Annotated in this window: 18 protein-coding genes and 1 pseudogene; 11 read left to right on the top strand and 8 right to left on the bottom strand. The window is 63.5% G+C overall.

All coding sequences use genetic code 11. From position 1 onward, the window contains the following. Window positions 1-8 precede the first annotated feature (8 nt). The 4 genes and pseudogenes from QGV54_RS06420 to QGV54_RS06435 form a co-directional block, all read right to left on the bottom strand. Window positions 9-1,289 (bottom strand): DUF2254 domain-containing protein, encoded by a 1,281-nt coding sequence (locus tag QGV54_RS06420; protein WP_281017666.1) that lies wholly within the window; start codon window positions 1,287-1,289, stop codon window positions 9-11. A gap of 13 nt (window positions 1,290-1,302) precedes the next feature. Continuing rightward, window positions 1,303-1,758: pseudogene (locus QGV54_RS06425) on the bottom strand (SDR family NAD(P)-dependent oxidoreductase); the annotation flags it as partial. Between the two features lie 16 nt (window positions 1,759-1,774). Next, window positions 1,775-3,136, bottom strand: a complete 1,362-nt coding sequence (locus QGV54_RS06430; RefSeq protein WP_281020086.1) for an MATE family efflux transporter — start codon at window positions 3,134-3,136, stop codon at window positions 1,775-1,777. Between the two features lie 437 nt (window positions 3,137-3,573). Beyond that, the gene (locus QGV54_RS06435; RefSeq protein ID WP_281020087.1) at window positions 3,574-4,923 is read right to left on the bottom strand and encodes an IS1380 family transposase; all 1,350 of its coding nucleotides are present in this window, start codon (window positions 4,921-4,923) and stop codon (window positions 3,574-3,576) included. Window positions 4,924-5,097: 174 nt separating this feature from the next. Between QGV54_RS06435 and QGV54_RS06440 the strand changes: the two genes are divergently transcribed. The 8 genes from QGV54_RS06440 to QGV54_RS06475 all read left to right on the top strand — a co-directional run bounded on the left by QGV54_RS06440 (window position 5,098) and on the right by QGV54_RS06475 (window position 14,164). Then, entirely contained in the window at window positions 5,098-5,400 is a 303-nt protein-coding gene (locus QGV54_RS06440; RefSeq protein ID WP_281017665.1) for a septum formation initiator family protein, read from the top strand. 183 nt (window positions 5,401-5,583) lie between these two features. After that, on the top strand, window positions 5,584-6,636 hold the full coding sequence (gene pdhA, locus QGV54_RS06445) for a pyruvate dehydrogenase (acetyl-transferring) E1 component subunit alpha (protein WP_281017664.1): 1,053 nt from the start codon (window positions 5,584-5,586) through the stop codon (window positions 6,634-6,636). Between the two features lie 14 nt (window positions 6,637-6,650). Then, window positions 6,651-8,072 carry a pyruvate dehydrogenase complex E1 component subunit beta gene (locus QGV54_RS06450; protein WP_281017663.1) on the top strand — a complete coding sequence of 474 codons (1,422 nt, stop codon included), beginning with the start codon at window positions 6,651-6,653 and terminating at the stop codon, window positions 8,070-8,072. Window positions 8,073-8,083: 11 nt separating this feature from the next. Beyond that, entirely contained in the window at window positions 8,084-9,427 is a 1,344-nt protein-coding gene (locus tag QGV54_RS06455) for a pyruvate dehydrogenase complex dihydrolipoamide acetyltransferase (protein ID WP_281017662.1), read from the top strand. Between the two features lie 15 nt (window positions 9,428-9,442). Further along, window positions 9,443-10,843, top strand: a complete 1,401-nt coding sequence (gene lpdA, locus QGV54_RS06460) for a dihydrolipoyl dehydrogenase (RefSeq protein ID WP_281017661.1) — start codon at window positions 9,443-9,445, stop codon at window positions 10,841-10,843. A gap of 36 nt (window positions 10,844-10,879) precedes the next feature. Next, window positions 10,880-11,836 (top strand): lipoyl synthase, encoded by a 957-nt coding sequence (lipA, locus tag QGV54_RS06465; protein WP_281017660.1) that lies wholly within the window; start codon window positions 10,880-10,882, stop codon window positions 11,834-11,836. Window positions 11,837-11,851: 15 nt separating this feature from the next. Further along, window positions 11,852-12,283, top strand: a complete 432-nt coding sequence (locus QGV54_RS06470) for a type II toxin-antitoxin system RatA family toxin (protein WP_281017659.1) — start codon at window positions 11,852-11,854, stop codon at window positions 12,281-12,283. A gap of 315 nt (window positions 12,284-12,598) precedes the next feature. Further along, window positions 12,599-14,164 carry a calcium-binding protein gene (locus QGV54_RS06475; RefSeq protein WP_281017658.1) on the top strand — a complete coding sequence of 522 codons (1,566 nt, stop codon included), beginning with the start codon at window positions 12,599-12,601 and terminating at the stop codon, window positions 14,162-14,164. Window positions 14,165-14,276: 112 nt separating this feature from the next. On the opposite strand, the gene QGV54_RS06480 is transcribed toward QGV54_RS06475, so the two are convergent. From QGV54_RS06480 to QGV54_RS06490, 3 genes are read right to left on the bottom strand one after another with little or no spacing between them, the layout of a single operon-like run. After that, a complete protein-coding gene (locus QGV54_RS06480) occupies window positions 14,277-14,468 on the bottom strand; it encodes a PLDc N-terminal domain-containing protein (RefSeq protein ID WP_281017657.1) in 192 nt (63 codons plus the stop codon). Between the two features lie 49 nt (window positions 14,469-14,517). After that, on the bottom strand, window positions 14,518-14,661 hold the full coding sequence (locus QGV54_RS06485) for a hypothetical protein (protein ID WP_281017656.1): 144 nt from the start codon (window positions 14,659-14,661) through the stop codon (window positions 14,518-14,520). Beyond that, window positions 14,654-14,962 (bottom strand): hypothetical protein, encoded by a 309-nt coding sequence (locus QGV54_RS06490; protein ID WP_281017655.1) that lies wholly within the window; start codon window positions 14,960-14,962, stop codon window positions 14,654-14,656. Before QGV54_RS06490 ends, QGV54_RS06485 begins: the two co-directional genes overlap by 8 nt. A 101-nt stretch (window positions 14,963-15,063) precedes the next feature. Here QGV54_RS06490 and QGV54_RS06495 point away from each other — a divergent pair, with 101 nt between their 5' ends. From QGV54_RS06495 to QGV54_RS06505, 3 genes are all read left to right on the top strand, one after another. Continuing rightward, on the top strand, window positions 15,064-15,282 hold the full coding sequence (locus QGV54_RS06495) for a hypothetical protein (RefSeq protein ID WP_281017654.1): 219 nt from the start codon (window positions 15,064-15,066) through the stop codon (window positions 15,280-15,282). 108 nt (window positions 15,283-15,390) lie between these two features. Further along, window positions 15,391-16,461 (top strand): malate/lactate/ureidoglycolate dehydrogenase, encoded by a 1,071-nt coding sequence (locus QGV54_RS06500; protein WP_281017653.1) that lies wholly within the window; start codon window positions 15,391-15,393, stop codon window positions 16,459-16,461. A gap of 35 nt (window positions 16,462-16,496) precedes the next feature. Next, entirely contained in the window at window positions 16,497-17,273 is a 777-nt protein-coding gene (locus QGV54_RS06505) for an SDR family oxidoreductase (RefSeq protein WP_281017652.1), read from the top strand. 47 nt (window positions 17,274-17,320) lie between these two features. Here QGV54_RS06505 and QGV54_RS06510 read toward each other — a convergent pair whose 3' ends face one another. Further along, on the bottom strand, window positions 17,321-18,355 hold the full coding sequence (locus QGV54_RS06510; RefSeq protein ID WP_281020088.1) for a ParA family protein: 1,035 nt from the start codon (window positions 18,353-18,355) through the stop codon (window positions 17,321-17,323). Window positions 18,356-18,392: the final 37 nt, after the last annotated feature.

An 18,392-nucleotide genomic window follows, 5' to 3' on the forward strand; every position in this document is an offset into this window, starting at 1 on the left:
GAGGAGCTTCAGGAGAAGTTGGCTTCCGCCGTTTCGCGGACCCGCGCCCGTTCGCTGTCCAGCAGCAGGGCGTTCTCCGCCCGCTCCAGGGCCATGCGCGAGTGCCGCAGGGCCTGCTTCCGCATTTCCTGATGCCCAGTGGCGTAGAGGGCTCCCAGGCCGTTCTGCAGTGCGATATGCACGTCCACATGGGGGGCGCCGTCGCGGGCGAGGGGGGTGAAGAGGTCGTCGAACAGGTCGGGCAGCAGCAGGGGCGGCACCCAGATCCTCGGGAAACGCAGTTCCTGCCTGTCCTTGTCCTGCTCTCGCTGGCTCCACAGCAGCAGCAGCCGCACGGCGCGGGCCAGCACGTCCTTGGCGGTGCCGGAATCGTTCACCGCCGGTGACAGCGCGCGGGAGGCGATTTCCGACAGCACCACGAGGCCGAAGCGCGGATCCTGGTCGAAGGACCGGTCGCGACCGATGCGGAAGGCGGGGGCCAGGTCCTGCGGGTCGAAACCGTCCGGAAAACCGCTCAGCCAGGCCACGTCCATTGCCGGATGGATGAACTGTCCCGGCAGCACCGTCACGAAGATCTCGCCGCCGGCGCTCTCCGCATGATCCGACAGCTGGTCGACGGCCAGGTGCTGCAGGTAGCCGATGGTCGGCACGTTGAGAGGCACGGCATCATCGGGGACCGCGGTGCTCTCCTCATCGAGGATCCGCCCGCCCAGCGCCGGATCCTCGACCCGGCCGCAGATGGCGGCGAAGGCCGCATGCTCGACGCGGTCCGTGGTGTCGCTGACCCGACCAAGCCGCGAGAGGTGCTCGATCCAGCGGAACAGGGTCATGACCATCAGCAGGATGACGGCCACGGTCACCGCCAGCACGGCGACCTGCCCGGCATCGCCGTAGAAGCCGGTGTTCAGCGCCACGATGCCCACCAGCGAGAAGACGAAGGTGCCGATGAAGGTCGCAAGGACGTTCTGGGTCGTCGTGTCCTGCATCAGCAGCGCCGTGGCCCTGGGTGTCACGCTGGTGGCCGCCGCCGAATAGGCCGAGACCATCACGCTGAGGGAGAATGTGGTCACCGCCAGCATGCTGGAGGCAAGGATGTGCAGGATGTCCTCCACCGCGCCCGCACCGACCCTGCGCGACAGCTCCGGCGGCACCAGCGGATCCAGATAGGTCGCAACGAGTGCCGTGATCACTGCCAGCAGGCAGAACAGCGCGACGCGTATCCAGAGGGTCCTGGAAAGCTGGAGCATCAGCCATTGCCACTTGGAAATCATCGTCACTGTTCCCGCCATGCTACGCCTGTATGGAATTCAATCCGGCATTGCCCCGCATCGCCGCCGTCGCCGACGTCACCAGCAGCGTTCCTTTGCCCCGTTCCACCATCAGCGGACAGACGGCCGAGGCCGTGCGAAACAGGCCAAGCGTCGCCATTCGCCAGCCGAGTTCGAAGGTTTTCAGACTCGTCTCGGCAAGCGAGCGATTGCCGACCTGAGCGCCCAGATTGAAGACCACCACTTCAATCGGCCCGATGTCGGCCTCAACGGCGGCGATCCGATCCTCGATCACATCAGGCTCGACGGCGTTCAGGAGATAGCCTGACGCGTCGCCGCCCTCGGCCTTGATGTCGCCCACCAGCGCCTCCAGGCCTTCCGCGTTGCTGCGCCGGCAGAGCACCGCGTGTTATCCGGCGCGCGCGAACCGCTTGCCGACCGTGCCGCCGATCCCGGCGCCCGCGCCGATGACCAAACATACTGGTTTCATGACGAATTCCCTCCTCTTAACGACGAACAATGCGCGGCCGCCACCCTGGCCCCAAAAGACAAAGCCCCTGGCCGACGCCCATCATGGTGAGGCCAATCGCAGCCGCTGCAAAGACGTTCCAGATGTCCATACCGGCTGCGATCACAGCGCCGCCGAGCAGCGCCACCGTTAGAAAGCGGCTAAATGTGACCAGCACCGGCAGCCGCATCCGGCCCGTCCCCTGACTGGCGAAGTAGAGCGCCTGCCCGGCCCCAAAAATCCCGTAAAACGGCGCAGCGATCCCAAGATAACGGGCGCCGATCGCGGTCGCCGCCGGATCATCCGTGAACAAGCCCAGCCACAGGTTCGGCGCGAACGCCGCCGTCAAACCGATGGCGCCGGTCCCGACCATCACAACGCCCGCGCCCACCATCGCGATCCGACGCGCGCGGGCATGCTGATTGGCGCCCACATTGACCCCGACCGCCGCCGTCAGCGCAGCGCCCATGCCGAAGGCGATGGGCACCAGCATTAGCTCAAGCCGCGCCCCGACGCCGTATCCTGCCAGCGCTTCGATGCCGAACCGGCCGATATATCCCGTCACGACAACAACCGTCATCGCCATGCAGAGGCTGTTGAAAAGGCCGAGGCCGCCAACGCTCATAATGTCGCGGAGATGCGCCCAGACGAACGGCTGCCGCCGCAATCTAAGGCCACCGCGCCCGCGCAATAGGCAGACTGTCAGATAAAGGGCGGCGGAGCCCTGACACACGACCATAGCAGCCGCCGTGCCAACCAGCCCCAAGCGCGGCGCCCCAAACCAGCCAAGGGTCAGCGCGCCCGATAGGACGACCTGGATAACAGCGGCCACAGTGATCGCACGCGCTGGCGTCACGGTGTCGCCTGCGCCCCGATGGACCGCAGCGATCACGAACAAGAACCATGTGGCCGCCCCTCCGCCGAAAGCGATCCGGGCATAGGCGACAGCGCCGTCGAGTGCGGCGCCCTCGCCGCCAAGCCGCATGAATATCGGTCGCGGGAAGAGACCAAGCACGACCATGAAGATGCAAGACATCGTCGCCGCGATCAGCACCGCATGCCAAGCCAGTCGCTCCGCCTTTTCAGCGTCGCCGGCGCCAAATGCACGGGCGATGGCGGACGTGACGCCGCCGCCGATGGCGCCGCCGGCCATCATTTGCATCAATGTTAGGAACGGGAAGGCAAGCGCCAGGCTCGCCAGCGGCGCGACCCCCAAGCGGCCGGCATAGACGGCGTCGGCGAAGGTCACCGCGGTCATCGTCGCGACCGCCACAACATTGGGCGCGCCCAGGCGCCAGAGCACCGTTTTAATCGGCGCCTCTGTAATCAATGCGGCGCGTGAGGGGTACTCTGCTGACAAACCGAATTCCTTAAATCGGCAAATTATCGCCGTTGCACCGGTGAATAACAGCGAAGGCGACGCAGGCCGCGCGCAGGCGGTAGTTCTCCTCTGCGCCCGCCGCCTGCGGCATCGCAACGAACGCCGCGTGCGATGGATACCAGACCGCCAACACCTCATCGATCGGCTGCTCGCCGACAATCTGGCCGTGGACGGCGCTTCGCCAAAGGACGCGGGCGCCGACTTCAGCCGGGATTTCCCATGTAAATGGCTCTCCGTTCAGAAAGTTTGGTCCAGATCGGCTTCGCCTTCAAGCAGAGTGTTTCTGACGGCTGCCGAAGGGTCAATCTGTTCGGCAGAATGCCGATTGACAGCCGTGCAGGGTTGAAATGGGCGCGTTTGCCAGATTTTGGGCGCACTGATGGCGCGAGCTTCCTCGTTCACTGATGAACTGGCCGTCATGCCGGAGCAGGCTTTGGTCTGAGGCGGTCGATGCGGCGTAGTATGTCGGCAAACAGGGCTCGGGGAATGGCGACCTCCGCCATCTGGAAGGTAACGTAGCGCCCGTGGCGGACAATCTTCGCGCCGATTTTGATCAACCTGTCTCTGAGCGTCGTCATCGACCACTGCTGCACGGCATCAGGCAGCGCCAGTGTGCGTAGGAAGTTGCCGAGATTGTAGGCGAGCGCATGCAACTGCAGCCGCACGGCGTTGTGGGCGAACTTGCGGCAGGAGAGACGCGTCCACCGGATGGCGTTCTTGCCTTCTTTGATATGCTGCTCTGCCGTGCCGCGTTGATTGTAGAAGGCGACGACACGCTCGGCAGGGCGGGCGAGGTTGGTCACTATGAACCCGACCCGGGGATAGAGTTCGCCTGGATGCCACTCGACCTTGGCGACGACGCGGCGAGCCTTGCTCCAACTGGCGGCCTTGTAGCTGAAGTTTGCGTAGTAGCGGCGCACGTCCTTCGGCGGTCGACCAACCGGGCGCTTCAGGAGGTGGGCGATATTGCCCTGCAGAATGGTGTTCGCCGGCAGTCGGATCGCATAGCCAAAGCCCTCGGCTTCGAGGAACTCATAGACGCCAGGCAGAGCGAAGGCCGCGTCGCCTCGGAAGAAGCGCCGCAGTCGCTTGTCCCGGTAGCGGGCGACGACTGGCTCCAAGACATTGCGCCAGTCATGGGCGCTGTGGACGTTGCCGGACCGAAGTGCACAGCGTTCGAGATCGCCGAACTGGTTAAACACGAACAGTGGGTGATAGCAGCTACGGCCAAAGTGGCCGTTGTAGGCCGTGCCTTCCTGCGCGCCGTGGGTTGGGCTGACGGAGCTATCCATATCCAGAACGATGGTCTTCAACGGCTTGTGCCGATGAACCGTGTTGATCCATGCGCCTGACAAATCAGCGAGGGCGGCGAGATTATCGGTCATCGAAAGCAACTCGGTCTCAAACCGGCCCATCTGGCTGGTTGATGCGCCGCCACGTTCGATAGCCTTACCGCCGACGATCCAACGCATCGCAGGATCACGCCCCAGCCGGTCGGCGTCATTCACATCCTCATAGCCCGCAAGGCGTCCATAGACAGACTGGCGCAACAGTCCGGCAAGACTATGCCAGCCATTCTTGCCCGTGCGGTTATCCGCGAGTACGCCGGCCGCCGTATCGGTCAGGCCAAGCGCATCGTCGAGGTCGCGATAGGCCAGCAACCCAGCATCGGATGTGATCCGCGAACCATGGAACTCAAGCTTCAGCCGACGATCAAAACCAAGGCCTAGAGGCGATCTATCGGCTTCACCCTCTGGATTCTGCATCACAGCGGCCCCTAAATCCATTTAACACACTGAATACTATACAAAAACCATGGTCAGTGGGAGCGAAATAGACCATTCACCTGGGAAATGCGGGTCAATAGGCAAATGAGGGACTTGTCGAGAGTTCGTCGACTTTTGCTTGACCGTCGAATCGGTTTCTGATTCGATTCGACGATGAAGATCAAATCTCGCATCACCCGATACCTGCCGCTGCTGCTCGGCGCGCTGTGCGTTGGCTATTTCGGTTTCCACGCCACCTGGGGTGACCGGGGGCTGCTGGCGACAGAGAGCCTCCAGGCACGGACGGTGGAGCGCGCGGCGCATCTGGCGATGCTGGAACAGGAACAGGCTGCGTTGCAGCGCCGTGTGCGGCTGATGTCCGGACCGGCGGTCGATGCGGATATTCTCGATGAGCAGGTTCGCCGGGTGCTGGGCTGGACCCTGCCGGAAGACATCGTGATCCTGAAGAAGGACTGAGCCTGTCCGCTCCGGCCGGTGATTTTCGGGTATTAACCGATATTCAGTTAATGATGCAATTGTTCATGCAATCGACTTGTCGTTGTGCGTTACTGTTGCCAGCGAAACGCCAGTCCGCGCCCGGAACCCTGGCACAATCAGGGTCGATGATCGGCGTGGATTTCCAACCCTTGAGGAGGACTCATGGCCAGGACCCCGCAGACCCGCACGACGCGCAGCCGCAGGACGCCTGCAAAATCTGCCGCGAAATCAACCGCTTCGAAGCAGCCCGACGTCAGCAAGGAAGAACTGCTGGAGCTCTATCGGGAGATGCTGCTGATCCGCCGGTTCGAGGAGAAGGCCGGACAGATGTACGGCATGGGTCTGATCGGCGGCTTCTGTCACCTCTACATCGGCCAGGAAGCGGTGGTCGTCGGCATCCAGGCGGCGCTGACCGGCAACGACAAGGTCATCACATCGTACCGCGACCATGGTCACATGCTGGCCTGCGGGATGGAATCCAACGGTGTCATGGCGGAACTGACAGGGCGCGCCGGGGGCTATTCCAAGGGCAAGGGCGGCTCCATGCACATGTTCAGCCGCCAGAAGAATTTCTATGGCGGGCACGGCATTGTCGGCGCCCAGGTGCCACTGGGGACCGGGCTGGCGTTTGCGGAGAAGTACAAGGGCTCGGACGCCCTGAGCGTCGCCTACTTCGGTGACGGCTCCGCCAACCAGGGGCAGGTCTATGAGGCCTTCAACATGGCCGCGCTCTGGAAGCTGCCGGTGATCTACGTGATCGAGAACAACCAGTACGCCATGGGCACTTCGGTTGCCCGGTCGTCGGCGCAGCCCGAACTGGCGAAGCGCGGCGAGAGCTTCGGCATTCCCGGTGTCCAGGTCGACGGCATGGACGTGCTCGCCGTGAAGGCGGCGGCGGAAGAGGCCGTTGCCTATGTCCGCGGCGGCAAGGGACCGATGATCCTGGAAATGAAGACCTATCGCTATCGTGGCCACTCCATGTCGGATCCGGCGAAGTACCGGTCGAAGGAGGAGGTCAACAAGATGCGGGCGGAGCGCGATCCGATCGAACGGGTGCGCCAGATGCTGCTGGAGAAGCTGAACGCGACCGAGGATGAACTGAAAGCCATCGACAGGGATGTGAAGGCCATCGTCAGCGATGCCGCCGAGTTCGCCCAGAACAGCCCGGAGCCGGACGCGTCCGAGCTCTACACTGACGTGCTTGTCGAAGCCTGAGGGAGGGAAGACGGATGCCAGTACCGATTTTGATGCCCGCGCTTTCCCCCACGATGGAGGAAGGCACACTCGCGAAATGGATGGTGAAACCCGGCGACAAGATTGGACCCGGTGACGTGCTCTGCGAGATCGAGACCGACAAGGCGACCATGGAGGTTGAGGCGGTGGACGAAGGCACCATCGGCAAGCTGATTGTCGATGAGGGGGCCGAGGGCGTGAAGGTGAATGCGCCCATCGCCGTGCTGCTGGAAGATGGCGAGGACGAGAGCGCCCTGGACGGCTTCGACGCCGGCGCAGGGGGGCCCGCGCCGAAGGCCGACGCGGCGGAAACGGACAGCGACGATGCGCCTGCCGAGGAGAAGGAAAAGCCGAAGGCAGAACCCAAGGCCCGCGACAACGCACCGGAGAGCGACGCCGATGATTCCGAACCCGACCTGCCGGAGGGGGCGGAGACGGCCAACGTCACCCTGCGCGAGGCCCTTCGCGATGCCATGATGGAAGAGATGGAGCGCGACGAGGTCGTGTTCCTGATGGGTGAGGAAGTGGCCGAGTATCAGGGTGCCTACAAGGTCAGCCAGGGACTGCTGGAGAAGTTCGGTCCCCGGCGTGTCATCGACACCCCGATCACGGAGCACGGCTTTGCCGGGATCGGCGTCGGTGCGGCCTTTGGCGGCCTGAAGCCGATCGTCGAGTTCATGACCTTCAACTTCGCCATGCAGGCGATCGACCACATCATCAATTCGGCGGCCAAGACCCTCTACATGTCCGGCGGCCAGATGGGGTGCCCCATTGTCTTCCGTGGCCCCAACGGCGCGGCGGCGCGGGTGGGCGCGCAGCACAGTCAGGACTATGCCCCCTGGTATGCTTCCGTGCCGGGCCTGAAGGTCGTGGCCCCCTATGACGCGATGAGTGCCAAGGCGCTGCTGAAGGCCGCGATCCGCGACCCCAACCCGGTGATCTTCCTGGAGAACGAGGTTCTCTATGGCCGCACCTGGGATGTGGCAACGGATCCCGAATTCGTGCTGCCCATCGGCAAGGCCAAGGTCGTTCGTCCCGGCAAGGACGTGACCCTGGTCGGTTATTCCATCACTGTCGGCAAGGCGCTGGAGGCGGCGGAGAAGCTGGCGGAGGAAGGGATCGACGCGGAGGTCATCGACCTGCGGTCCCTGCGCCCGCTGGACAGCGCCACCATCGTCCGCTCCGTGCAGAAGACCAATCGCTGCGTGACCGTGGAGGAAGCCTGGCCCACCTGTGGCATTGGTGCCGAACTGTCGGCGCGGATCATGGAGGAAGCCTTCGACTGGCTGGATGCGCCCGTGAAGCGGGTGTCCGGCGTTGATGTGCCGATGCCCTATGCCGCCAATCTGGAGAAGCTGGCACTGCCCCAGTCCGATCACATCGTCGCGGCGGCCAAGGCCGTCTGCTACAGCGAATAGGGGGACGCGACATGCCGATTACCATTACCATGCCGGCGCTTTCCCCCACGATGGAAGAGGGCACGCTGGCGAGCTGGCAGGTGAAGCCGGGTGATACTGTCTCGTCCGGCGACGTGCTCTGCGAGATCGAGACGGACAAGGCCACGATGGAAGTCGAGGCCGTGGAGGAGGGCACCATCGGCAAGCTGCTGGTGGAGGCGGGGACGGAAGGCGTGAAGGTCAACGCCCCCATCGCCGTGCTGCTGGAGGAGGGCGAGGACGAGAGCGCCCTTGACGGTTTCGAGGCAAAGTCGGCCGGGGGTGGCTCCGGCGGAGATGCAGATGCCGGGAAGGCACCCGAGCCTGAGCCCGAAGCCGAGGCTGAGGCCAAGGACGATCCGAAACCCGTGCCGAAGGCCGCCTCAGGTGGCGGTTCCGGCGGTGGCAAGGGCGGGCGCGTCTTTGCCAGCCCGCTGGCCAAGCGCATGGCGTCCCAGGAAGGTCTGGACCTGTCGCAGATCGAAGGAACGGGGCCAAAGGGGCGCGTCGTGAAGCGCGATGTCGAGGCCGCGCTTGAAAGCGGGACCGGCAGGAAGCAGGCGGATGCGCCGAAGGCGGAAGCGGCGTCGGACGCCCCGGCGAAATCGGCCCCATCGGCCCCCGCCGCCGCGAAGGACTATCCTCCGGTCACCGACGATTACGAGGAGATCAAGCTCAACTCCATGCGGAAGACCATCGCGCGCCGGCTCACCGAGTCGAAGCAGACGGTGCCGCATTTCTATCTGACCATCGACATCGAACTGGATGCGCTGCTGGCGCTGCGGAAGGACCTCAACAGCCGCTCCGACGCCTACAAGATCTCCGTCAATGACTTCATCGTCCGGGCCTCGGCCCTGGCGCTGCGCAAGCATCCGGAGATCAATTCCCAGTTCACCGAGAATGCCATCCTGCAGCATCGCAAGGTGGACGTGTCGGTGGCCGTGGCGATAGAGGGCGGGCTGATCACGCCGGTGGTGCGGAACACGGACCAGAAGGGCCTGCAGCAGATCTCTGCCGAGACCAAGGACCTGGCGGGTCGGGCGCGGGACGGCAAGCTGAAGCCCGACGAGTTTGCGGGCGGCACCTTCACCATTTCCAACCTCGGCATGTTCGGCATCGACCAGTTCGTGGCCGTCATCAATCCGCCGCAGGCGGCGATCCTGGCTGTCGGCTCGGGAACCCAGAAGCCGGTGGTGAAGGATGGCGCGCTGGCGGTGGCAACGGTGATGACTGCAACCCTGTCGGCGGATCACCGTGTCTTCGGTGGTGCCGAGGGCGCGGCGTTCCTGGAAACCCTCAAGGGCCTGCTCGAAGACCCGCTCACCATGCTGCTCTGACGGAGGACGAAGATCATGGCGAAGAATTTCGACCTCGTCGTCGTGGGCGGTGGCCCCGGCGGATACGTGGCGGCGATCCGGGCGGCACAGCTCGGCATGAACGCGGCACTTGTGGAGCGGGAACACCTGGGGGGCATCTGCCTCAACTGGGGCTGCATCCCGACCAAGGCACTGCTGCGCTCGGCCGAGGTCTATCACCTGATGAGCCACGCGCAGGATTACGGCTTCCGCATCGACGGCAAGATCGAGATCGACAATGCCGCCATCGTGAAGCGCTCCCGCAAGGTGGCCGGACAGCTTTCCGGCGGCGTGAAGCACCTGCTGAAGAAGAACAAGGTCACGGTCTTCGACGGGCAGGGGGCACTGGCCGGCAAGGGCACCGTCAGTGTCACGAAGGACGGCAAGACGGTGGAGGAGATCAAGGCAAAGCACATCATCCTCGCCACCGGTGCCCGGGCGCGGTCGCTGCCGGGCCTGGAACCCGACGGCAAGCTGGTCTGGACCTATCGTGAAGCCATGGTGCCTGAGGAACTGCCGAAGTCGCTGCTGGTTGTCGGCTCCGGTGCCATCGGCATCGAATTCGCCAGTTTCTACCGCACCCTGGGTGTGGATGTGACGGTGGTCGAGGTCATGGACCGGGTGCTGCCGGTCGAGGATGCGGAGATCTCGGCCTTCGCCGAGAAGGCCTTCACCAAGCAGGGCATGAAGATCATGACCGGCGCGACGGTGGAGAAGCTGGACCGCAAGTCGAATTCCGTTACCGCCTCCATCAAGGGCAAGGATGGCAAGAGCCAGTCCCTGACCGTGGACCGGGTGATCCTGGCTGTCGGCATCGTCGGCAATGTCGAGGACATCGGGTTGGAGAACACGAAGGTGAAGGTCGACCGCACCCATGTGGAGATCGATGCCTACTGCCGGACCGGGGAACCGGGCGTCTATGCCATCGGCGACCTCTGCGGCCCGCCCTGGCTGGCGCACAAGGCGAGTCATGAGGGCGTGATCTGCGTCGAGAAGATTGCCGGTCTGGATGTGCATCCGCTGGATACCAGCAACATTCCCGGCTGTACCTACTGCCAGCCCCAGGTGGCCAGCGTCGGCCTGACCGAGGCTGCGGCGAAGGAGAAGGGCCATGACGTGCGCGTTGGCCGCTTCCCCTTCATGGGTAACGGCAAGGCGATTGCGCTGGGCGAGCCGGAGGGCATGGTGAAGACCGTGTTCGACAAGAAGACCGGCGAGTTGCTGGGCGCGCACATGATCGGCGCGGAGGTCACCGAACTGATCCAGGGCTATGGCATTGCCAAGACGCTGGAAACGACGGAGGCCGAACTGATGCACACCGTCTTCCCGCACCCGACCCTGTCGGAAATGATGCACGAATCCGTCCTTGACGCCTACGGTCGGGCCATCCACTTCTGAAGCACCGACTGAAACACAGCAGGACCGAACAGAGTCATGCCTGACACCACCAAATCGACCGTCCGTCACCCCGAGAAGGCGCACAGGCCGGACAATCCGGTCTGGAAGAAGAAGCCTGCCTGGATCCGGGTGAAGGCGCCGACGTCGCCGGAGTACATGGAAACCCGGCGCATCATGCGCACGCACAAGCTGAACACGGTGTGCGAGGAGGCGGCGTGTCCGAACATCGGCGAGTGCTGGGCCAAGGGTCATGCGACCATGATGATCCTGGGCGACACCTGCACGCGCGCCTGCAGCTTCTGCAACGTCAAGACCGGCAAGCCTGGTGCGCTGGACCCGTTCGAGCCGGAGAATGTGGCACAGTCGGTGGCGAAGCTGGGACTGGCGCACGTCGTCGTGACATCCGTTGACCGGGATGACCTGGCTGATGGCGGGGCGGACCATTTCGCCCGCACCATCACCTGCATCCGCCAGGCCAGCCCGAAGACCACCATCGAGGTGCTGGTACCCGACTTCCAGAAGAAGCCGGGTGCGCTGGAGATGGTGGTGGAGGCGAAGCCGGACGTCTTCAACCACAACATGGAAACCGTGCCGCGGCTCTATGCGTCGGTGCGGCCCGGCGCGCGCTATTTCCACTCCCTGCGCATCCTGGCCGAGGTGAAGGAAATGGATCCGTCGATCTTCACCAAGTCCGGCATCATGGTCGGACTGGGGGAGCAGCGGGAGGAAGTGCTGCAGATCATGGACGACCTGCGCTCGGCGGACGTCGATTTCATGACCATCGGCCAGTACCTGCAGCCGACGGTAAAGCATCACGCGGTGGACCGCTTCGTGACCCCGGAAGAATTCGCGGCCTACGAGCGCAATGCCTATGGCAAGGGGTTCCTGATGGTCTCCGCCACGCCACTGACCCGGTCGTCGTACCATGCCGGTGATGATTTCGAACGGCTTCGTGCCGCGCGGGAAAAGCGCCTCGCCACCGGAACAGCCTGACCCGGGTTCCCTGACATGCCCAAACATTCCGAAACGCGCGTGCTGCCGCACACGCCGGAGCAGATGTACAGCCTTGTCGCGGACATCGGGCGCTATCCCGAGTTCCTGCCCTGGTGCGTTGGCGCGCGCATCGTGCGTCAGTCGGAGCATGAGGTGCTGGCGGACCTGCTGATCGGGTTCAAGGTCTTCCGGGAGCGGTTTCGCTCCAAGGTCGATCTGGATCCGGCGACCCTGACCATCGATGTGGCCTATGTGGAAGGGCCGATGCGATACCTCGAGAACCACTGGCACTTCCGGCCCCACCCGGACGGCTGTGAGATCGACTTCAAGGTGGATTTCGAGTTTCGCTCCCTGCTGCTGCGAAAGGCCATCGAGCCACTGTTTCACGAGGCAGTGCGCCGCATGGTGGCGGCATTCGAGAAGCGGGCGGCAGCACTCTACGGATGATCCATGATGTGGGTTTCATGTACCACTGCCGAAGCTGTAACTCCCTGACATCGCGCTGATTTGAGCACAGTAGTGTGTGAATCAACACACTCTGCCGGAATCATATGGCATCCCCTGCGGATTTCGCTTCACGACCAGCGCGAGACATGAACATGTAAAGAAACAATTAACAGGCTGGCGTTGATGACACCTCGGGTCACCCGGGGTCGCCTACCGACCAGCCGTTCGAGGGGGTGCCGAGAATCTTCTGCCTGGCTCAAAGCGCCGGACGGTCTCTGACGCGTGGTCACCACCACAGCGCACTGGGCGTCTGACATGGCCCTGCCGGAAGATCCCTTTGCAGATGTGACCCTGACAGGAACAGCAGGCAACGATGTTCTGTGGGGTTATGCTGGCAATGATGTCGTTTCCGGCGGCGACGGAGACGATCGTCTGCACGGCGCGCGCGGCAACGACACCATAACAGGCGGCACGGGCAGTGACTTCCTGATTGGCGGCAGCGGCAACGACACTTACCTGATCGGTCGTGATCTGCTGCCAGGCGACCATTCGATCATCATCGAGACACCAAGCCGCGACACGAACGTCATCCTGTTTCAGGACGGGATCGTGCGGGAAGAACTGTCTTTCGACCGTGTCGGCAACGACCTGTTCATCGGCATTGCGGCTGGCGGAACAATTGTCCTGCGCGGGCAGTTCAGTTCGCTGAGCGGCGGTATCGACGGTCTGCATTTCGAGGATGGTTCGATACTGGACCTTCGCGAACCGAATTCACCGCTGCTGAGGCCCACCGAGGACACTCTGTCCGGCAGTGGCGATGACACGCCCGCAGGTGGTGGCTCCGGCGACACGCTCTCGGGCGGCGGCGATGACACGCCCGCAGGTGGCGGCTCTGGCGACACGCTGACGGGCGGCGGCAATGACACGCCAGCGGGTGGTGGCTCCGGCGACACGCTGACGGGCGGTGGCGATGACACGCCCACGGGTGGTGGTTCCGGCGACACGCTGACGGGCGGCGGCAATGACACGCCAGCGGGTGGTGGCTCCGGCGACACGCTCTCGGGCGGCGGCGATGACACGCCAGCAGGCGGCGGTGTCGATGACACACTGACGGGCGACGGCGGGCCGGGGGGCGGCGCAGGCGACCCGTCGGCACCGGTGCTGCGTGGCGACAACGGCCCGGACCGCATGCATGGCGGCATAGGCGACCAGGTGATGCGCGGCAGGGGCGGCGACGACAGGATCTCAGGTGGTGCCGGGGCGGACACGATCATCGGCGGCGATGGCATCGATCGGCTGTTCGGCGATGATGGTGACGATGTCCTGAGTGGCGGTGAAGACCGTGACATCATCTTCGGTGGTCTGGATGATGACGAACTGCGGGGCAACGGCGGACGCGACAACCTGTTCGGGGACGCGGGCGACGATCTGCTCGACGGCGGCGCCAAGCTGGACGTCCTGCATGGCGGCGATGGTGCGGATACGCTGATCGGTGGCGACGGCGACGACAAGCTCTTCGGCGGCGACGGCGACGACGTGCTGATTGCCGACGCTGGCTATGATCGCCTTTCCGGCGGTGCGGGTGATGATCTGTTCGTGCTCCGTATTGAAGACCTTGGTGGACCCATCGACCAGATCACCGAGTGGAATGATGGCGACAGGATCGTCATTCAGGGCGTTCCTGACGCTCTCATCGGGGCAGTCAGCTCCGGCCAGGTGTCGGATTTTCTCGCTGTCCGCCAGGTCGGTGGCGACAGCTTCCTGCAGATCGACCTGGATGGGACTGGCGACGGACACGACCTCGTCAATCTGGTGCGGATCAGGGAGCACACTCTGGACCTCGACGAGGTCAGCTTCGATCCCGCATCAGGCCTGTTCTGAGGCTGAACGAAGGAAGACCAGCCGCCCGCCGGGCGACTGGTCTGCAAAAGATATGGTCCGGGTTGCGCGGTTCTTGACGCCGCTTCGGACTTCAGTGGACTGACGGTCGGCGTCAGACCCGTCCGACGGCCGGGGTCTTGGGGCCGAAGAGCAGCCACAGGATCAGGCCGAGTACCGGCAGCAACAGGATGACCACGATCCATATGACCTTGGCGCCTGTGCCCGCTCCGCTGCCGAAGATCTTCACGATGGCCCAGATATCCGCGATCAGGATGATCAGGCCGAGAATGCCAGTGACTTCCATTTGTTCAGTTCCTCTCGTCGTTCAACTATCGCGAAGTGGGAGGGAACCGTTACTCGGTCGAGTCTTCGACGGCCTCGGCGCTGTCGTTGATGTCCGCACCGATGCCGCGGATCGTGTTGTCACAGGCCGCCAGGCCACCGATCATCACGGCAAGGACACCAATCAGGCTCAGACGTTTCAGGATGTCAGTCATGTTTCTTCTCCTCGGTGATGCGCTGCAGCAGGGTCTTGCCCTGCATCGCAGCCTGTAAACTTCTGCGTGCTTTGGGATCTTCGAGAGTTAATCTCGACGCTTTATCTGATTTTCCCAAATAATTGTCGTTCGATTCCTCCAATATGTCATCTTCTGTCACAAGTGATAGAAGAAGCGGCATGAGAAAATCTCCCTCGTTTTGTGTTGTCGTTAAAATGATGATTGCCGAGAGGAATTCAAATTTTTTCGTATGTGTCGGTTGGTGTGGCGATGTATTGTCAATAACCTGCTCAGGATACATGAACTAGGGCAACTCAATTACTTCCGTTGGTGTAGTGGAATTGGTCATTGGAGTGGTTGGAGTAAGTGGCGTATGTTGATGCTTCAATGGAGGTCCGATGAATGCCCGAGAACATGCCGCCGAAGCGCACCGAGAAACTGCAGCTGATGCTGGACGACCTTGAGATGGAGGCGATCGATGACTGGCGGTTCCGCCATCGCATGCCGTCGCGTGCTGCCGCGATCCGGGAGCTGATCCGTCGCGGCCTCGCTGCGGTTGATCTCGAGGAGCCGACCGCGGACAAGACCTCCACGGAATTTCGCGTCGTTGAACCTGAGTGACCGGTCGCACCCTTTCCGGAGGGTGACCCTGTCAGAAGTTCGAATGGCTTTTCGTCTCTCCGCATTGCTGCAAGACTGAGACAAGCAGGAAAATGGGGAGGAAGACGGATGCCGACAATCGCGGCTGAGAAGCTTGAGGGATTTGTGGCCGAGATCGCCCGTGCGGGCGGGTCCGGCGACGTGGAGGCGGGCAAGATCGGTCACCAGCTTGTCGGTGCCAATCTGCGTGGTCATGACAGCCACGGCATCGGCATGATGCCTGCCTATGTCAACGCATTGCAGTTCGGCAAGCTGAAAGCCAATCAGCATGTCAGCGTCGTCCGGGATGATGGCGCGATCCTGCAACTGGATGGCAATGCCGGTTACGGGCAGGTCATCGGTGAAGAGGCGATGGAGATGGGTATTGCCGTCGCCAAGGCGCAGGGGCTCTGCCTCATGAGCCTGCGCAACAGCCATCACCTTGGTCGCATCGGTGCTTGGGGCGAACAGGCAACCGACGCGGGACTGATCTCGATTCACTGGGTGAACGCCATCACGCGGATGCCGCTGGTTGCACCGCACGGCGGCTCCGACGCCCGCTTCACCACCAATCCCTATTGCACGGCGGTGCCCGCCACACCCGGTCACCCGCGCATGGTGCTGGACATGGCGACGACGAAGGTCGCGATGGGCAAGGTGCGTGTGGCGCATAACAAGGGTGTGGAGATGCCACCTGACTGCCTGATCGACCCCGAGGGCAACCGCACGCTGAACCCGTCTGTCATGTTCGACGAACCGCGCGGCGCGTTGCTGGCGATGGGGGAGCACAAGGGCTATGGCCTGGCGCTGGTCTGCGAAGTGCTGGCCGGAGCGCTTTCGGGCGGTGGTTCCTTCCTGCCGGAGCGCTCCGACGGGCATTCCATCATCAACAACATGCTGACCATCCTGGTCGACCCGGACCGGCTGACAGATCGGAGCGCGCTGATGAGCGAACTCGACGGTTTCATCAGCTACGTGAAGCAGTCGCCCCCCGCACCGGGTGTCGAGGAAGTCATGATCCCGGGCGATCCGGAGCGCAAGTCGATGGCCGAGCGCCTGGCGAACGGCGTGCCCGTCGATGACACGACCTGGGAGGAGATGGTGCAGGCCGCCGTTCAGGTCGGCATGGACGAGGGCAAGGCCCGCGCCTGGGCAGAATAGACAGGACCAACAGAGAAGCATGGGGAGGGCTGGGCATGTTCAGGCTCGGACTGGAAGACAAGGTTGCGATCATCACCGGCGGCAGTGACGGGCTCGGCCGTGCCAGCGCGGCGCTGCTGGCGGCGGAAGGGGCGAAAGTGGTCATCTGTGGCCGCCGCAAGGATCATGTGGAAGCAGTGGCGAAGGAACTCTCGGCGCAAGGCGGCGGCCCGGTGCTTGGCGTACAGGCCGACGTGACCCGGCTGGCTGACTGCGAGACGCTGGTTTCCCGCACGGTCGAGGCCTTTGGTGGCATCGACATCCTGGTCAACAATGCGGGCGCGTCAGCGGCCCACAGGCTTCAGGATCTGGATGACGCGGCCTGGCAGGCGGATTTCGACCTGAAGATCATGGGGGCGGTGCGTATGTGCCGGCTGGCGATTCCGCATATCAGGGCGCGGGGCGCAGGCTCCATCATCAATGCCTCCATCGGCGGCGGCAAGACGCCCCGGGCCGGACAACTGCCGACATCGCTGTCGCGTGCGGCCGGTCTGAACCTGACGAAGTCGCTGTCGGATGAACTGGCCGGCGACAACATCCGCGTCAACGCGATCTGCATCGGCTTGCTGAAGAGTGCCCAGTGGGACCGCCGGGCCACTGCCGAGACGCCTGTCGAGACGCTGTACGAGAACCTGGCGTCGCGCATCCCGCTCGGACGGGTGGGTGAGGCAGAGGAATATGCGGACCTGGTCGCCTTCCTGGCCTCGGAGCGTTCCAGCTACATCACCGGGACCGCGATCAACATCGATGGCGGGATGTGCGCGGCCTTGTAGGTCGATCCGTGACCGGACTGCGGTACCCGTTGTAAGGGGCGAAGGGTCTAGGCGTCGATCACCAGGACGGTGATGAACAGCGAAAGGATGATCAGCAGGCTTGCGCCAATAGCCTGCTTCAGCCTGCGGCGTGACCGGTAGATCTTCGGACCGTCGCCGCCGGAGCGGCTGCGGGAGCGTCGGCGACCGTGATGCTTCGCGGGCGGTTCTGTCAGCAGGGGGGCGATCTCCCGTTGCCTTTCCAGCGGTTTCATCTGTGCGCGCATTTCCGCAACCATGGCTTCAACCTTCTCCGGAGTCGGGTCCAGACCCGGTTCGTTGCGCATGATCAGTTCCGCGGTCGCGCGAAGGTAGTTCTCGCTGGCGTCGGCATTGGGACGGGTGAAGTAGACCGCAGTCCGCTCGCCGCTGGCTTCGTCGATTGCATTCGAATGCGGGATTTCGGCCACCAGCACGGCATCGCCGTGGGTCCGGCGCATCTCCAGTGCGCGTTTCATTTTTGCAGGCGCCCAGTTCTCGGCCATGGTGATCAGGATCATCGATCTGTCGATGCGTGTCTGACCGGCATCGTTCAGCCGCTCGATGGTTGACGTCAGGCGCGCCATGCCGTCCAGGGCGTACTGCTCGGGCGGTACCGGTACAAGGACCGTGTCCGCAGCAATGAGAGCATTGACGGAGAGGATGCCGAGTGACGGGGGACAGTCCAGGAATATCCAGTCGAAGCTGTCTGCCAGAGCGGCGATGACCGGACGCAGCCGGTGCAGGCGGTCGGTCTCCCCGGAAAGTTCCAGCTCCACACCCGCCATTTCGAGAGAGGAGGCCAGGACCGAGAGATTTGGACACGCCGTCGCCTGTGCCCAGCGCGGAGAAACATCGTCGCTGTTGACCAGCGCGTGATAACTGCCCGGCAGTTCCGCTGTTGCTTCGGGTATCCCGAGGGCGGTTGTTGCATTGGCCTGGGAGTCGAGATCGATCAGGAGCACGCGCCGACCGGCCAGCGCCGTCGCGACCGCCAGATGCAGCGCAGTGGTTGTCTTGCCGACGCCGCCCTTCTGGTTCGACACCGCAACAGTTATTGCCATGAAGCATTCCCCCGCCTGCTTCCGGGCCAACAATTCG

Origin of the sequence: Minwuia sp. IMCC3060, from assembly GCF_029909435.1 — a bacterium.
Classification (GTDB): Bacteria; Pseudomonadota; Alphaproteobacteria; order Minwuiales; family Minwuiaceae; genus Minwuia.

Excerpts from the sequence above, each read along its gene's own strand:
- QGV54_RS06420 (WP_281017666.1), bottom strand. The coding sequence starts at position 1,289 with ATGGCGGGAACAGTGACGATGATTTCCAAGTGGCAATGGCTGATGCTC.
- QGV54_RS06435 (WP_281020087.1), bottom strand. The coding sequence starts at position 4,923 with ATGCAGAATCCAGAGGGTGAAGCCGATAGATCGCCTCTAGGCCTTGGT.
- QGV54_RS06440 (WP_281017665.1), top strand. The coding sequence starts at position 5,098 with ATGAAGATCAAATCTCGCATCACCCGATACCTGCCGCTGCTGCTCGGC.
- pdhA (WP_281017664.1), top strand. The coding sequence starts at position 5,584 with ATGGCCAGGACCCCGCAGACCCGCACGACGCGCAGCCGCAGGACGCCT.
- QGV54_RS06450 (WP_281017663.1), top strand. The coding sequence starts at position 6,651 with ATGCCAGTACCGATTTTGATGCCCGCGCTTTCCCCCACGATGGAGGAA.
- QGV54_RS06455 (WP_281017662.1), top strand. The coding sequence starts at position 8,084 with ATGCCGATTACCATTACCATGCCGGCGCTTTCCCCCACGATGGAAGAG.
- lpdA (WP_281017661.1), top strand. The coding sequence starts at position 9,443 with ATGGCGAAGAATTTCGACCTCGTCGTCGTGGGCGGTGGCCCCGGCGGA.
- lipA (WP_281017660.1), top strand. The coding sequence starts at position 10,880 with ATGCCTGACACCACCAAATCGACCGTCCGTCACCCCGAGAAGGCGCAC.
- QGV54_RS06470 (WP_281017659.1), top strand. The coding sequence starts at position 11,852 with ATGCCCAAACATTCCGAAACGCGCGTGCTGCCGCACACGCCGGAGCAG.
- QGV54_RS06475 (WP_281017658.1), top strand. The coding sequence starts at position 12,599 with ATGGCCCTGCCGGAAGATCCCTTTGCAGATGTGACCCTGACAGGAACA.
- QGV54_RS06480 (WP_281017657.1), bottom strand. The coding sequence starts at position 14,468 with ATGGAAGTCACTGGCATTCTCGGCCTGATCATCCTGATCGCGGATATC.
- QGV54_RS06485 (WP_281017656.1), bottom strand. The coding sequence starts at position 14,661 with ATGACTGACATCCTGAAACGTCTGAGCCTGATTGGTGTCCTTGCCGTG.
- QGV54_RS06490 (WP_281017655.1), bottom strand. The coding sequence starts at position 14,962 with ATGTATCCTGAGCAGGTTATTGACAATACATCGCCACACCAACCGACA.
- QGV54_RS06495 (WP_281017654.1), top strand. The coding sequence starts at position 15,064 with ATGCCCGAGAACATGCCGCCGAAGCGCACCGAGAAACTGCAGCTGATG.
- QGV54_RS06500 (WP_281017653.1), top strand. The coding sequence starts at position 15,391 with ATGCCGACAATCGCGGCTGAGAAGCTTGAGGGATTTGTGGCCGAGATC.
- QGV54_RS06505 (WP_281017652.1), top strand. The coding sequence starts at position 16,497 with ATGTTCAGGCTCGGACTGGAAGACAAGGTTGCGATCATCACCGGCGGC.
- QGV54_RS06510 (WP_281020088.1), bottom strand. The coding sequence starts at position 18,355 with ATGGCAATAACTGTTGCGGTGTCGAACCAGAAGGGCGGCGTCGGCAAG.